The organism is Caulobacter sp. DWR2-3-1b2 (assembly GCF_049896345.1).
GTDB lineage: Bacteria > Pseudomonadota > Alphaproteobacteria > Caulobacterales > Caulobacteraceae > Caulobacter.
The window spans coordinates 129,766-143,323 of the sequence record NZ_JAFCUC010000007.1; the positions used below are offsets into that span (position 1 = coordinate 129,766).

Annotated in this window: 18 protein-coding genes; 7 read left to right on the plus strand and 11 right to left on the minus strand. The window is 67.0% G+C overall.

All coding sequences use genetic code 11. From position 1 onward, the window contains the following. Positions 1 to 63 precede the first annotated feature (63 nt). The gene (locus tag ACP694_RS17475) at positions 64 to 1,710 is read left to right on the plus strand and encodes an NAD(P)/FAD-dependent oxidoreductase (RefSeq protein ID WP_426014489.1); all 1,647 of its coding nucleotides are present in this window, start codon (positions 64 to 66) and stop codon (positions 1,708 to 1,710) included. A 36-nt stretch (positions 1,711 to 1,746) separates the two neighbouring features. On the opposite strand, the gene ACP694_RS17480 is transcribed toward ACP694_RS17475, so the two are convergent. From ACP694_RS17480 to ACP694_RS17495, 4 genes are all read right to left on the minus strand, one after another. Further along, positions 1,747 to 2,103 (minus strand): hypothetical protein, encoded by a 357-nt coding sequence (locus ACP694_RS17480; RefSeq protein WP_426014490.1) that lies wholly within the window; start codon positions 2,101 to 2,103, stop codon positions 1,747 to 1,749. Then, positions 2,104 to 2,694, minus strand: coding sequence for a patatin-like phospholipase family protein (locus ACP694_RS17485; RefSeq protein WP_426014492.1), 591 nt, complete (start codon positions 2,692 to 2,694; stop codon positions 2,104 to 2,106). 14 nt (positions 2,695 to 2,708) lie between these two features. After that, positions 2,709 to 2,960 (minus strand): hypothetical protein, encoded by a 252-nt coding sequence (locus ACP694_RS17490; RefSeq protein ID WP_426014494.1) that lies wholly within the window; start codon positions 2,958 to 2,960, stop codon positions 2,709 to 2,711. A 133-nt stretch (positions 2,961 to 3,093) separates the two neighbouring features. Then, the gene (locus tag ACP694_RS17495; RefSeq protein WP_007666377.1) at positions 3,094 to 3,300 is read right to left on the minus strand and encodes a cold-shock protein; all 207 of its coding nucleotides are present in this window, start codon (positions 3,298 to 3,300) and stop codon (positions 3,094 to 3,096) included. Positions 3,301 to 3,610: 310 nt separating this feature from the next. Between ACP694_RS17495 and ACP694_RS17500 the strand changes: the two genes are divergently transcribed. Both ACP694_RS17500 and ACP694_RS17505 read left to right on the plus strand, forming a co-directional pair. Next, positions 3,611 to 3,859 (plus strand): hypothetical protein, encoded by a 249-nt coding sequence (locus tag ACP694_RS17500; RefSeq protein ID WP_426014496.1) that lies wholly within the window; start codon positions 3,611 to 3,613, stop codon positions 3,857 to 3,859. 80 nt (positions 3,860 to 3,939) lie between these two features. Next, the gene (locus ACP694_RS17505; protein ID WP_426014498.1) at positions 3,940 to 4,101 is read left to right on the plus strand and encodes a hypothetical protein; all 162 of its coding nucleotides are present in this window, start codon (positions 3,940 to 3,942) and stop codon (positions 4,099 to 4,101) included. 138 nt (positions 4,102 to 4,239) lie between these two features. Here the strand turns inward: ACP694_RS17505 and pgsA are convergent, their stop codons facing one another. Beyond that, positions 4,240 to 4,857 (minus strand): CDP-diacylglycerol--glycerol-3-phosphate 3-phosphatidyltransferase, encoded by a 618-nt coding sequence (gene pgsA, locus ACP694_RS17510; protein WP_426014499.1) that lies wholly within the window; start codon positions 4,855 to 4,857, stop codon positions 4,240 to 4,242. An 81-nt stretch (positions 4,858 to 4,938) separates the two neighbouring features. Here pgsA and ACP694_RS17515 point away from each other — a divergent pair, with 81 nt between their 5' ends. The 3 genes from ACP694_RS17515 to ACP694_RS17525 all read left to right on the plus strand — a co-directional run bounded on the left by ACP694_RS17515 (position 4,939) and on the right by ACP694_RS17525 (position 7,009). Next, positions 4,939 to 5,172 (plus strand): FitA-like ribbon-helix-helix domain-containing protein, encoded by a 234-nt coding sequence (locus ACP694_RS17515; RefSeq protein WP_426014501.1) that lies wholly within the window; start codon positions 4,939 to 4,941, stop codon positions 5,170 to 5,172. Continuing rightward, a complete protein-coding gene (locus tag ACP694_RS17520) occupies positions 5,169 to 5,579 on the plus strand; it encodes a type II toxin-antitoxin system VapC family toxin (RefSeq protein ID WP_426014504.1) in 411 nt (136 codons plus the stop codon). Before ACP694_RS17515 ends, ACP694_RS17520 begins: the two co-directional genes overlap by 4 nt. A 155-nt stretch (positions 5,580 to 5,734) precedes the next feature. Then, the gene (locus ACP694_RS17525) at positions 5,735 to 7,009 is read left to right on the plus strand and encodes an MFS transporter (RefSeq protein ID WP_426014505.1); all 1,275 of its coding nucleotides are present in this window, start codon (positions 5,735 to 5,737) and stop codon (positions 7,007 to 7,009) included. 142 nt (positions 7,010 to 7,151) lie between these two features. Here ACP694_RS17525 and ACP694_RS17530 read toward each other — a convergent pair whose 3' ends face one another. The 4 genes from ACP694_RS17530 to ACP694_RS17545 all read right to left on the minus strand — a co-directional run bounded on the left by ACP694_RS17530 (position 7,152) and on the right by ACP694_RS17545 (position 10,256). After that, positions 7,152 to 7,658 (minus strand): DUF1993 domain-containing protein, encoded by a 507-nt coding sequence (locus tag ACP694_RS17530; RefSeq protein ID WP_426014508.1) that lies wholly within the window; start codon positions 7,656 to 7,658, stop codon positions 7,152 to 7,154. A 78-nt stretch (positions 7,659 to 7,736) separates the two neighbouring features. Further along, positions 7,737 to 9,662: an excinuclease ABC subunit UvrC gene (gene uvrC / locus ACP694_RS17535; protein WP_426014510.1), complete on the minus strand. Its 1,926-nt coding sequence runs from the start codon at positions 9,660 to 9,662 to the stop codon at positions 7,737 to 7,739. A gap of 19 nt (positions 9,663 to 9,681) precedes the next feature. After that, positions 9,682 to 9,957, minus strand: a complete 276-nt coding sequence (locus ACP694_RS17540) for a type II toxin-antitoxin system RelE/ParE family toxin (RefSeq protein WP_426014512.1) — start codon at positions 9,955 to 9,957, stop codon at positions 9,682 to 9,684. Continuing rightward, a complete protein-coding gene (locus tag ACP694_RS17545; RefSeq protein WP_426014514.1) occupies positions 9,954 to 10,256 on the minus strand; it encodes an antitoxin in 303 nt (100 codons plus the stop codon). The genes ACP694_RS17540 and ACP694_RS17545 overlap by 4 nt, the downstream gene beginning before the upstream one ends. Before the next feature lie 59 nt (positions 10,257 to 10,315). Here ACP694_RS17545 and ACP694_RS17550 point away from each other — a divergent pair, with 59 nt between their 5' ends. Further along, the gene (locus ACP694_RS17550) at positions 10,316 to 10,936 is read left to right on the plus strand and encodes a TIGR02466 family protein (RefSeq protein WP_426014515.1); all 621 of its coding nucleotides are present in this window, start codon (positions 10,316 to 10,318) and stop codon (positions 10,934 to 10,936) included. A 7-nt stretch (positions 10,937 to 10,943) separates the two neighbouring features. On the opposite strand, the gene ACP694_RS17555 is transcribed toward ACP694_RS17550, so the two are convergent. Both ACP694_RS17555 and ACP694_RS17560 read right to left on the minus strand, forming a co-directional pair. Beyond that, positions 10,944 to 11,657 (minus strand): DUF998 domain-containing protein, encoded by a 714-nt coding sequence (locus tag ACP694_RS17555; protein WP_426014748.1) that lies wholly within the window; start codon positions 11,655 to 11,657, stop codon positions 10,944 to 10,946. Positions 11,658 to 11,734: 77 nt separating this feature from the next. Continuing rightward, positions 11,735 to 13,393 (minus strand): M20/M25/M40 family metallo-hydrolase, encoded by a 1,659-nt coding sequence (locus ACP694_RS17560; RefSeq protein ID WP_426014517.1) that lies wholly within the window; start codon positions 13,391 to 13,393, stop codon positions 11,735 to 11,737. Between the last annotated feature and the right edge of the window lie 165 nt (positions 13,394 to 13,558).

Sequence of the window (13,558 nt, forward strand, 5' to 3'; positions counted from 1 at the left end):
ACCCCGAACCGGGATGACAGGTTTTGGATCGCGCCCCGTCCTTCTTCCCGCTAAACCCGCGCCATGTTGCGCCTTTCCGAACTAAAACTGCCGCTGGGCCATGATCCGCTGGCCCTGGGGCCGGCGATCGAAGCGCGGCTGGACCTGGCGCCCGGCGACTTGCTGGACTTCGCCATCGCCAAGCGGTCGCACGACGCGCGTCGCAAGGCGGCGATCCTGATGATCTATTCGGTCGACGTGACCTTGCGTGACGAGGCCGCCGTGCTGGCCCGGTTAGCCGGCGACTCCCACGTGCGGCCGACGCCCGACACCGAATACCGCTTCACGGCCCAGGCGCCGGAGGGCTTCAACGGCCCGCGTCCGGTGGTGATCGGGGCGGGGCCCTGCGGCCTGTTCGCCGGGCTCTTCCTGGCCCAGATGGGCTTTCGGCCAATCATCCTCGATCGCGGCAAGGCGGTGCGCGAGCGGACCAAGGACACCTGGGCCCTGTGGCGGCGGGGCGAGCTGGACCCGGAGTCCAATGTCCAGTTCGGCGAGGGCGGGGCGGGCACCTTCTCGGACGGCAAGCTCTATAGCCAGATCAAGGATCGCCGCCACCTGGGTCGCAAGGTGCTGGAGGAATTCGTCAAGGCCGGCGCGCCCGAGGAAATCCTCACCGAGGCTCATCCCCACATCGGCACCTTTCGCCTGGTGACCATGGTGGAGTCCATGCGCCAGACCATCGAGGCCCTGGGCGGCGAATACCGCTGGGGCAGTCGGGTTGACGGCTTCGACGTCGAGACCGCCGCCGACGGCTCGCGCAGGCTGAAGGGCCTGCAGCTCTCCACAGGCGACTATCTGGCTGCCGAGCAGGTGGTGCTGGCCATCGGCCATAGCGCCCGCGACACCTTCCAGGTCCTGTACGACCAGGGCGTCCATATCGAGGCCAAGCCGTTCTCGATCGGCGTGCGGATCGAGCACCCGCAGTCGTGGATGGACCGGGCGCGGTTTGGAACCCATGCCGGGCACCCGGACCTCGGCGCGGCCGACTACAGCCTGGCCCACCATTGCGCCAACGGACGCACGGTCTACAGCTTTTGCATGTGTCCGGGCGGCACGGTGGTGGCGGCGACCTCGGAGCCCGGCCGGGTGGTGACCAACGGCATGAGCCAATATTCGCGCAACGAGCGCAACGCCAATTCCGGCTTCGTGGTCGGCATCGACCCGGAGCGCGACTATCCCGGCCACCCGCTGGCCGGGGTCGAATTCCAGCGGAAATGGGAGAGCCTGGCCTACACCGCCGGCGGCTCGACCTACGCCGCCCCGGCCCAGAAGGTCGGCGACTTTCTGGCGGGCCGGGCCTCGTCCGACCTGGGCGACGTAGCGGCGTCCTACAAGCCGGGCGTGACCATGACCGACCTGGCCGCCTGCCTGCCGCCCTTCGCGGTCGAGGCCATGCGCGAGGCCTTGCCGGTGTTCGGCCGCCAGATCGCCGGCTACGACCATCCCGACGTGCTGCTGACCGGGGTCGAGACCCGCACCTCCTCGCCGATCCGCATCACCCGCGGCGAGGACTTCCAGAGCCTCAACACCGCGGGCCTCTATCCCGCCGGCGAAGGGGCGGGCTATGCCGGCGGCATCCTCTCGGCCGCCGTCGACGGCATCAAGGTGGCCGAGGCGGTGGCGGCGGCCTATGTGGCGACCACCGCTATTGGGGGCCGCGCTCGCTGAAGGGGACATGCCCATGGGCATGTCCCCTATCGCGGCTCACCGCCTCCCGCTGATCACCGGCGCCGCCGGGACGGCGGCGGGGACGGCCGGCGTTTCCTCCGGGCTATCGGCAAGGGCCCAGGCCCAGCCGGCCTCGGCGCGCTCCACGCCCAGCTGAAAGAGGGCGTTGCGGTTGTTGGCGGCGAAATCCAGGCCCGAGGTGTCAACGTCGGCGGTATCGGGAATGGCGCTGTAGAACAGCTGGCCGCCGTTGCGACGGGCGAAGCTGCTGCCGGCCGCCAGGTGGGTGCGCATCAGGGCCTTGCTCATGGCGTCCCACGACCGTCCGACGATCGACAGGGCGCCGCCCTTGGTGAAGCCGAACGTGCCGCCGACCTTGCCATTGACGATCACCTACAGCCGTCCCGGCCGCGCCATGCCCTTCTCGGCGGTCCATAACAGCAGGGATTCCGGGGCGACGAAGAACGGGATGGTCACCCCGCCATCGACATGCATCTCCGACAGGTGTCGGCCCCCCTTCCCGCTATTGGGGCCGTCGATCTGGATCAGGGCGGGCGGGAAGACGCCGGTGATGCTGGTCGAGGCCACCAGCACGTCCTCGAACAGTTTGCGTGAGACCGCGTCGCCTCGACTGGCGACGGCCCCCATGTCCCAAATCACCGTCTGCTCGGTGTCGAGATTGGTGGTGGCGATCAGCAGGCGGCGGCCACGCCTGTGCTCGACGGCGATGGCCCGAAGCATGTCGTCGGTGACATAGGAGACCAACAGCCGGTGCAGTTCGTCGGCGCTGTAGAAGCTGGGATGGAACAGCAGGCCCAGGCCGCGAGACTTGAGAATCTGGCCCGCCGCCTGGCCGGTATAGGCTTGGGTGAGCCGGTCGTCCCAACTGGGGCCGAGGAAGGCGAAGGGGGCGGTGAGGGCGCCGGTGCTGACCCCGGTGACGATATCGAACTCCGGACGCTCGCCGCGCTTGGTCCAACCCACCAGCACACCGGCGCTTAAGCCCCGTTCGAGCCGCCGCCTGACAGCGCCAGCACGTCGAAGGTGCGCTGCTTGAGGGCGCGGCCGCGAGCCGGGGCGGCGAAGCGGATGGCCGCGTCGCTGTCGGTGGCGTTGAAGCGAATATCGGCCAGGCCCTGGGGCGGCGGGCCGGCCAGGTCGCTGGCCTCGAAGGTGTCGCGCGACAGAGACCCGCAGGCGGTAAGCGCCGCGGCCAGACACAGCAGGATGAGCAGCCGAGAGGAGCGCATGGGCCGTGACCGCTGCCTCGGGCTTTCAGGGTGTTACGACGCTGGACGCGGGGCGTCCATACGGCAATCGCCCAAGAAAAATGGGCCGGCGCGTGAGCGCCGACCCATTCCAAATCTCGTGAGCGTGAGGCGATTAAGCCTGCAGCTGGCCCGCCGACATCTTGCCCGAGCGGTTGTCGCGCTCGAGTTCGTAGGTGATCTTCTGACCTTCGTCCAGACCACGCAGACCGGCGCGTTCAACGGCCGAGATGTGCACGAAGACGTCAGCGCCGCCGTCGTCAGGTTGGATAAAGCCGAAGCCCTTGGTGCCGTTGAACCATTTCACGGTGCCGGTAGCCATAGTTCGTAGTCCTTGTAGTCAATATTCGTCGCCGGAGTCGTTCCGTTCGACGATCAAATTTCGTTGGGGATCGGTAGGCGCGTCCGGCGCTCTCACAAGGAGAGCATGGAAAAGCAGGCCGAACGGCAGCGAATTCGATAAGCCACCATGAAGCCCTGAGACGCGGACGGCAAGTGAATTCGTGACTCCACAGGAGTCCGAAATGAATCTCGTTGAATCCAAAATAGTTTTGGACCCCAAGCGTCGCCTTGAACGTTGATCTAAGTCTCTCGCGTCCGTGCGAGAATTTTATGATTTCAAGGAGTGTCCCATGACCCTGATCGAGCGGATCCCTCTGCTGAACGACCAGGAATTGGTCTCGCTTCTGGCCAATGCACGTCGCCTCGACATCGTCGGTACGCCGGCCCAGCGCCGCGGCGCGGCCGAAGTGTTGCCCGTGCTGGAACTGGAAGCCTCGAAGCGTCGTCAGGTCACCCTTGAAGCGGCGACCAAGAAGCGCTCGGCCACCACCGCCGCCAAGCGCAAGGCCGTGGCCGTCGAGGCCGCCGAAGCAGCCTAGGCTCCCGACCGAAATGACGCCTTGCATCCACTGTTCTTGAGAGTCACTCTCAACAATGGTGGAGCGCTTTGGAGGCGATCATGGTGTTTCGAACGGCCGGGGTAACGTGGCTGGCCTTGATGATGCAGGCGGAGCGCACCCGCGCGGGCGCCGCCCCCGACACCGAATGGCTGCTGCACGGCCCGACCGATCCCGACTTGGTCGAGGATGACGGTGGGGCGCTGCTGCTGGCGGCGGAATAATTCCTCCCCCTGTGGGGGAGGTGTCGCCGAAGGCGACGGAGGGGGGATGGATCGGCAGCTAGCCAAGTCCCTCGACGGCCCTGAAACTCCCCCCACCGACCGCTGCGCGATCGCCTCCCCCACAGGTTGAGGTCCGCCCTAGACCAGCGCCTTCCTTGCCGCTTCCCAATATTGAGCCCCGGTGATCAGCGTCACCACGGCGGCGACCCAGAGCAGGCCGTGGACACCCATGGCCGTGTAGCCGAACAGCACCTTGTCGTCGGGCAGGTTGAAGGCGCTCCATGAGACGATGACGATCTCGCCGGCGATGGCCACCAGTTGCAGCGTGGTCTTCCACTTGGCCAGCAAGGTGACCGGCAGCTTGATTCCCTTGCCAGCGCTCACTTCGCGCAGGGCGCTGACGGCGAATTCGCGAAACAGGATCAAGCCGGCCGGCAAGATGACCAGCGGATTGGGGCCCAGGGCCATCAGGCCTAGCAAGCCGCCGCAGACCAGGATCTTGTCGCCGATCGGATCAAGGATCGCGCCCCAGATGCTGACCGCGTCCAACTTGCGGGCCAGCCAGCCGTCGAAGAAGTCGGTGATGGCGGCGATCACGAACGCCCAAAACGCCCAGCGCTGCAGCGAATATTGCTGGGTCGTGCTCAGGCTATCGCCGATCCACGGCAGGCCGCCAGCGGCCGCGGCCAAGGCCACGAACATGAACAGGGCGATGACCAGGCGCGCCGAGGTCAGGATGTTGGGCAAGTTCTTCATGGTGGCGTTCTAACGCATGAGCGAGCGGAAGGGCTATGGGGAGCCGATTGCGCGTTATGATAGCAGATGATATCATTCGTCATGGCTCAGCTCTTGGTTCGCGAAGTGCCCCGTGACGTCGTCGAAGCGCTCAAGCGCCGGGCGGCCCTGAACGGTCGCAGCGCCGAAGCCGAGCATCGCTTGATCCTGGAGGCCGCGCTCAAGGCCGGCCGCGCCGCGTTTCGCGAACGCGCCGCCAGCCTTCGTGAAAAGACCGTCGGACGCATCGCGGGAGAATCCGCTGACCTGATCCGTGCCGACCGCGACGCTCGATGACCCTGGTCATCGACGCCTCCGTGGCGCTGAAATGGGTTCTGGATGAGCCAGGTCAGTCCGCCGCCGACGCCTTGCTGGAAGAAGACCTGATCGCGCCGTCGCTCTGGCTTTTGGAGGCGGCGAGCGCCTTGTGGCGGCGCGCGAGGCGGGGCGAGCTCCAAGCCGAGGAGGCCGCCGAGCATCTATCGGAATTGTTCAACGCGCCGGTGACCGCGATCCCGATCGAGGAAGATTTGCAAGCCGCTGCGGTGCTGGCTCAACGTCTGGGCCATGCCGTCTACGACTGTCTCTACCTGGCCTTGGCCGTGCGCGAGCGGACGCGGGTCGTCACGGCGGACCGCCGTTTCTGGACGGTGGTTCAGAAGGTCCCTGACCTGGCGTCCTACGTGCGCCTCCTCGAAAACTAAACTATTTCGGCATGGCCATGCCGCGTTGCGACGACAGCAAAAGACAGATCCCGCCAAGGCTGCTCGAAAAGGCGCGGTTTGGGGCGGTTTCTACCCAATCAGTTGACCTTGCGTTCTTATCGCGCTTAGCCCTCGCCGGCATCTAGGGAGACCCCATGGACGAGACCCAGCCACCCGGCGCCAATTCCTCTCGCCGCGTGCTGACCGCCAGTCTGGTCGGCACGGCGGTGGAGTTCTACGACTTCTACATCTACGCCACAGCCGCCTCGCTGGTGTTCGGCTCGCTGTTCTTTCCATCCAAGTCGGCCAGCCTGCAGCAGATGGCCGCCTTCGCCAGCCTGGGCGTGGCCTTTCTCGCCCGGCCGATCGGCGCGGCGGTGTTTGGCCATTTCGGCGACCGGGTGGGGCGCAAGTCGACCCTGGTGGCCTCGCTGATGCTGATGGGCGGCTCGACCCTGGCCATCGCCTTCCTGCCCACCTACGCCATGGCCGGCTGGCTGGCGCCCGTCCTGCTGTGCCTGCTGCGGTTTGGCCAAGGCTTTGGCCTGGGCGGCGAGTGGGGCGGCGCCGCCTTGCTCGCGGTAGAAAACGCGCCTCCGGGCTGGCGGGCGCGGTTCGGCATGTTCCCGCAGTTGGGCGCGCCGGTGGGGTTCATCGCCGCCAACGGGCTGTTTCTGATCCTGGGCGTGATCCTGACGCCGGAGCAGTTCATGGCCTGGGGTTGGCGTCTGCCGTTCCTGGGCAGCGCCGCCCTGGTCGGGGTGGGACTGTGGGTGCGGCTGAAGCTGACCGAGACCCCCGCCTTCGCCGCCGCGATCGCTCATGAGGCGCCGCCGGCGGTGCCGCTGGGCGAGCTGTTGCGTGACCACTGGCGGGTCACCCTGGGCGGGACCCTGGCGGCCATCTGCTGTTTCGCCGTCTACTACCTGATGACCGCCTTCGCGCTCGGCTACGGCGTCAACACCCTGGGCTACAGCCGCACGGCGATGCTGAGCGTGCAGCTGGGGGCGATCCTGTTCATGGCGGCCGGCATCGTCGCCGCCGGCTACTGGGCCGACGCCAGCAGTCCGCGCCGGGTGCTGATGGCCGGCTGCGCCATGACCGTGGGGGTCGGGGCCCTGCTGCCGGCGATGCTGGGCTCAGGCTCGCTGCTGGTGATCTTCGCCTTCCTGGCCCTGGGCCTGCTGGTCATGGGCTTCGTCTATGGCCCGCTGGGGGCCTTCCTGCCCGACCTGTTCCCGGCCCGAGTGCGCTACACCGGCGCCTCGGCGGCGTTCAACATTGGCGGCATTCTTGGCGGCGGTCTGGCCCCAATGATCGCCCAGGCCCTGGCCGAGCGAGGCGGGCTAGCGCCGGTGGGGCTGTACCTGGCCGTCGCGGCGGCGTTGAGCTTCGGCGGGCTATGGGCGCTGAGGCCGAAGGCGGCGTAGAAGTCCTCCCCCTGCGGGAGAGATGTCGGCGAGGCCGACTGAGGGGGGAGTGATCGGATGTTCGCCAGGCCGGCGATCGGCTCCAAAACTCCCCCCACCGATCGCTGCGCGATCGCCTCCCCCATAGGGGGAGGACTTAAACCTATAGCCCGCCGAGATAGTCCAGCTTGCCGAGCGGCACGCCCTTGTGGCGCAGGATGCCGTAGGCAGTGGTGACGTGGAAGAAAACGTTGGGCAGCACGAAGCCCAAGGCGAAGTTCGTTGCCGTGAACGGAAACTCGCCATTGGGGAGCTTGAGCACCACTTGCGTCTCCTCCTTGCCGTCCATGGCCTCGCGCGGGGTGTTTTCCAGGAAGGCGATGGTGGCGGCGATTCGGGCCTGGAGCTCGTCGAAGGTGGTCTCGGTGTCGGCCATGGCCAGGTTCTCGACGCCGCCGATGCGGACGACGCAGCCCTTGGCGCTGTCGCTGGCCCGCTGGATCTGGCTGGCCAGGGCGCCCATGTCGGGGAACAGGCGCGCCTCGATCAGGTCCTTGGGGTCCATACCCGTCTCCTTGGCGAAGGCCTCGCCCTTTTTCAGTATGGCCGAAAGGTTGCGCAGGGCGCGGACCAGCACGGGGACAGTCAGGTCATAGAGCGACGTGGACATGAGCAAGGCCTAAGCTTGGGTATGGGGATGGCTCATATGTGGGGACGCGGGGCGGGGAACCAAGCGGTTGGTGAGCCGCTAGCTCTTCCGAAAAAATGCGTGGATCCGCTCGGCCAGCGGCAGGCTGACCCCGTCCACCTTCACCAAATCCTCGACCCCGGCCCGACCCACGCCCTTGGCCGAGCCGAACGCATGCAGCAGGGCCTTTTTGCGCCCCGGACCGACGCCCTCGATCTCGTCGAGGGGGTTCTTCTTCAGGTCCATCGAGCGCCGCGTGCGGTGGGCGCCGATCGCGAAGCGGTGGGCCTCGTCGCGCAGGCGCTGCAGGTAGTAGAGCACCGGCGACTTGGGCTCGAGCATGAACGGCGTCTTGTCGGGCATGAAGAACCGCTCCAGCCCGGCGTCGCGGTCGGGCCCCTTGGCGACGCCGACCACGGCGATGTCATCGACGCCCAGGTCGGCCATCACCTCGATCGCCGCGTCCAGCTGGCCCTTGCCGCCGTCGACCAAGACGAGGTCGGGCCGGGCCGAGCTGTCGCCCTCGTCCTCTTCCTTGATCAGGCGGGCGAAGCGACGCTTTAGCACCTCCTTCATCATGCCGTAGTCGTCGCCGGGGGTCAGCTCGGTGCTCTTGATGTTGAACTTGCGGTACTGGCCCTTCATGAAGCCTTCGGGCCCGGCCACGATCATGCCGCCCACGGCGTTGGTGCCCTGGATGTGGCTGTTGTCATAGACCTCGATCCGCTCGGGCGGACCGTCCAGGCCGAAGGCCTCGCAGACCCCGGCCAGCAGCTTGGTCTGGGCGCTGCCCTCGGCCATCTTCCGCCCCAGCGCTTCGCGCGCGTTGGTCAGGGCGTGTCCGACCAGGTCGGCCTTTTCGCCGCGTTTGGGAGTGGCGATCTCCACCTTGCGGCCGCTCTTCAGGCAGAAGGCCTCACTCAGCAGTTCGCGGTCGGCGGGCTCGAGGTTGGTCAGGATCAGGCGCGGGATCGGCTTGTCGTCGTAGAACTGGCCCAGGAAGGCGGTGAGGATGCGCTGGTCCTCGGTGGCGCTCTTTTCACCGTCTTCGGCGTCTTCCTCTTCTGCGTTGCCGGTCACCCGCGGGAAATAGGCGCGGTTGCCCCAGTTCTGGCCGGCGCGGAAGAAGAACACCTGCACGCAGGCCTGGCCGCCCTCGACGTGCAGGGCCACGACGTCGGCCTCGTCCACGGTCTCGGGATTGATCTGGCTTTCGGCGGCCACCGCGGCCAAGGCCCGGATCCGGTCGCGCAGCCGGGCGGCGCGCTCGAACTCCATGTCCTCGGAGGCCTCTTCCATGGCCTTGGCCATGGTCGCCATCACCGCGCGAGACTTGCCGCGCAAGAACGCCTCGGCCTGGTCGACCAGGGCCTGGTAGTCGTCCTTGCCGACCAGTCCCGTGCATGGCGCGGCGCAGCGCTTGATCTGATGCAACATGCAGGGCCGCGAGCGGGTCTCGTAGACACTGTCGCTGCATGAGCGCAGCAGGAAGGCCTTCTGCAGGGTGTTCAGCGTCCGGTTCACCGCCCACGCGCTGGCGAACGGCCCGAAATAGTCGCCCTTGATGGTGTGAGCCCCGCGATGCTTGCGCAACTGCGGCGCGTCATGATCGCGGCGGATCATGATCTCGGGAAAGCTCTTGTCGTCGCGCAGCAGCACGTTGAAGCGTGGCTTCAGCGACTTGATCAGGTTGATCTCGAGCAGCAGGGCGTCGGCCTCGCTGCGCGTTGTGACGAACACCATCGACCGGGTGGCGTCGACCATGTGGGCGATGCGGTTGGTGTGAAAGCGGCCCTGGGCGTACTGGATCACCCGCTTCTTCAGGCTCTTGGCCTTGCCGACATAGAGGACCTCGTCGTCCTCGCCGATCATCCGATACACCCCCGGCGCGTCGGGCAGGCGCGAGACCTCGTCCTTGATCAGGGCGGCGCCCTTCAGGGCGTTGGCGGGGGGAGGGGCGAAGGTGTCTTGGTCCACGGGGGACATATAGGTGAGTCTGGGGCAGTCAGCGACGTTCCAGGCTGTGGAAGACGCGGGCGATGGTGACGCGGTCCGCCACGATGCCATACCGCAAGACAGAGCCGGCCGAGCCGAAGGGCACGATAAGCTCGCGCAAGTCTCCTCGCACGCTAAGGCCACGTTCCGGAAATTGATTCAGGCTCGCAATCGCAGCGACTATTGTTTGGCTCACGCGCTTCGCTGTATCGGGCGAACGTCCAGCCAACCAGCGTCGCAGATACTGGATATCTCGGCGAGCAGCCGCCGAAATCTCGACCTTCATCGACCGGCGGTTCTAGGACGAGGCTCAGGCGGCGGCAGTTCGTTGTCGGTGTCCCATGAAGCCACCCAACGCTCAACGTCTTCCAGAGGAATTCCGCCATCTCGCTCGGTTTCGTCAACAATGCGCTGAATTTCGTCCCAATGCGCCGCGCTGTCGTTAAATCCTCGATCCTGGCTAAACATCAAATCAAGGCTTTCTACGGCCACGGCCTCAATACTTTGACCCGTCGCATCGGCCCGAGCCTTCAGGCTTGCGGCAAGCGCCTCGTCAATCTTCAGGGTGATTTCGCCGTCGGCCATGACGCAATCATCCGCCGATCGCGATTTGTCGTCAACGCGGCGGGGCGGTATGACGCCCCATGACCCTGCGCCCGCTCTTCGTCACCCACCTCTATGAGGGCAGCCTCGCCGCCGACAAGGAGTTCGACGCCTTCAACGCCGAGCTGGAAGACGCCTGCCGGGCGATTGCTTCCGAGGACCGGGCCGGCAAGGCCTGGGCCAAGGAAAAGGGCTATCCCGGCTACACCTCCTACGCCTCGCTGAATGACCTGCCGCAACGCGACAGCCTGTTCGCCGATCTCAAGAAGAAGCTCGACAAGCACGCCGGGGCGTTCGCCCGCGATCTGAACCTGGAGCTGGCCGGGGGGCGGCTGATGATGGACAGCCTGTGGATCAATATCCTCAGGCCCGGCGGCGCCCATAGCAGCCACATCCATCCCCACAGCGTGCTGTCGGGCACGGTCTATGTGGCGACCCCGCCCGGCGCCTCGGCCCTGAAGCTGGAGGACCCGCGCCTGCCGCTGATGATGGCCGCGCCGACCCGCCAGGCCGACGCGCCGGAGGATCGCCAGACCTTCGTCTACGTCCAGCCCCAGCCGGGCGCGGTGCTGATGTGGGAAAGCTGGTTGCGCCACGAGGTGCCAGCCAACGCCGCCAAGCAAGAGCGGATCAGCATCAGCTTCAACTACGCTTGGAAGTAGTCGCGCGCTACGAGGCGGCGGAAGCGTAGTCCGGTTCCCCGGACGCTTCAGGCGGCTCGCCGATGTCGGTCGGCCGCGAGCGCCAGTGGCGGTCGAGGTTCCAGGACGCGATGGCCAGCCACAGCAGGCCCAGGAACGCGTGGCCGCGCTGCCAAAGGCCGACGTCCGAGCCGGTGCGCACGTTCCACACGCCGGTCAACAGGGCCAGCACCAGCAGCAGGCCGAAGAACCAGCCCAGCGAGAAGTGGGCCAACCGGCGGTGCTGGGGCTTGCCCCACAGGGCCCAGGCGGTGAACAGCGGCGCGAACTGGATGGCCAGGCCCACGCCGCAGGCGCGGTGCATGGGATCGGGCCAGTGGAACAGGCCAGCAAACAGGGCGCCCAGGCCGGTCATCGCCACCCATAGCCCGGCGAAGGCCGAGACCTGGCGACGGCCGCCGGCGTCCTGCAGGGCGTGGGCGAAGCCGCCCCCCGCCGCCATGCCCGCCAGCCCAGCCACGACCATGCCCACATTGAAGATCGCCGGATTGGGCGCGGCCGGTCCGCCAAGCTCGCTGATGAACTGGGCCCCGGAATTGAAGCCCGGAAACAGCCGCTGGGCCAGCCAGACGTCGGCCACCATGACCGCCGGCGCGATCAGGCCGATCCTCAGCAGGCTTCCCACACTCAGCACGCGTCCCGTCTCCGGCTCATCCGCGGGTACAGATCGCGCCGCGGGCAGGCGGGGTCAAGGCGGCTGATGGGGTCAAGGCGAATGGGGACAGGCGCATGCGCCTGTCCCCAGCTGGGAGCTCGGCGCTACTTCTTGCCGAACAGGTTCCCGAAGAAGTCGCCCTTGTTCCAGGTCGGCCGGGCGGGCGCGTCGGCCAGTTCGCGGGCGATCTCGTAATTGACCAGGGCGAAGCGGGCGCCGGCCACATAGTCGATCGGCTGGCTCAGGTCGTCATTGGGCTTGTGATAATGAGTGGCCAGGAAGTCCTTGAAGCCCTTCTCGCCGCCGTTCTTGAAACCGGTCATCAGGAACACCGACGGCACGCCCTGCTCGACGAAGCGGTAGTGATCGCTGCGGGTAAACAGGCCTTCCTCCGGCAGCGGATCGGCCGACAGGCCGATGCCGACGCGGCCGGCGGCGCGGGCCACGGCCGGGCCGATCGACGAGCGGTTGGCGCCAAAGGCGATGACGTCCTGGAAGTCGTACAGCAGAACCGGCATGTCCAGATTGACGTCGGCGGCGATGCCGGCCTTGGGCACGGTCGGGTTGTTGGCGAAATATTCCGAGCCGATCAGGCCCTTCTCCTCGGCGGTCACCACCAGCAACACGATCGAGCGCTTGGGCTTGGTCCTGGCCTCCTTGAAGCCGCGCGCCACCTCCAGCAGGGTGGCCACGCCCGAGGCGTTGTCGAGCGCGCCATTGTTGATCTTGTCGGCCCCCTCGCCATGGATGCCCAGGTGGTCGAGGTGAGCGCTGAGGATGATGGTCTGGGCCTTCAGCGTCGGGTCCGTACCCTCGATCATGCCGACGACATTGCTGCTCTGACGCTTCTCGATCTCGGTTTTTAGAGCGACCGTCGCCTGGATTGGCAGGGCGAAACCCTTGACCAGGCCTTCGGGGGTCTCGGCGGTCGCCAGCACGGCGTCCAAGGCGACAGGCGCGCCGGCGAACAGCTTGGCCGCGCCCGCCAGGCTCAGATTGGCCAGGCTGGGGGCAGAGGCGCCGCGCACATAGGGAACATCCTGGGCGTCGCGCCAGGTCATCCGCCATTCCTGAAAGTTGGCCACGCCGCGCTGGAAGGGACGGCGCTTCTCACCGCCGGTGGTCGGCATGATCAGCACGCCGATCGCGCCGCGCTTGGCCGCCTCGGCCCGCTTGACGTTGGCGTTGCCGTAGTGGGCCCGTTCCTCGGTCTGGAAACCGCTGGGGGCGCCGCCCATCAGCACGACGATCTTGCCCTTGATGTCCAGCCCCGCATAGTCGTCTCGGCCGTGCTCGGGCGCGCTGATCCCATAGCCCACGAAGACCAGCGGCGCGGTCACCGACAGCTCGGCCTGGCGAGCCTGGGCCGACGGCAGATAATCCTCGGCGAACACCAGGGCGCCCGACTTGCCGTCGGCGCCGGTGAATGACACCCCGCCCTGCGAAGCGTTCCGATAGGCCGTCAGCGGCACGGGCTGCAGGTAGGAGCCATTCCCGCCCGCCGGCTTCACATGCATCAGGGCATATTGCGAGGCCACGTAGTTGGCGGCGATGTCGTAGCCCCGAGTGCCGGCCTCGCGGCCTTCCAGCAGGTCATCGGCCAGGAAGGTCATGTGGGCCCGGATGGCGTCGGCCGAAGGCGTGAAGCCGGGCTTGGCGGCGACCTTCGCGGCGGTCGCCCTACTAACGGGAGCAGCGAAAACGGGTTGGACGGTCAGCAGCAGGGCGACGCCGGCTAGGGCGGCGCGACGGGAGAACGGCATCAAGCAGGCTCCAAGGGCGGGGACGACCCGCGAAGGCGCGAACCTTGGCTACCGGCGCGCGGATTGTCGAGTTTTCCCAACCTGAACGTTTGAAATCTCTGAGAAACCGGCGTTGGGCAGGCCTCCTCATCGGGCCGCGCCCCTTAACCGTGTAATTTCACCCTC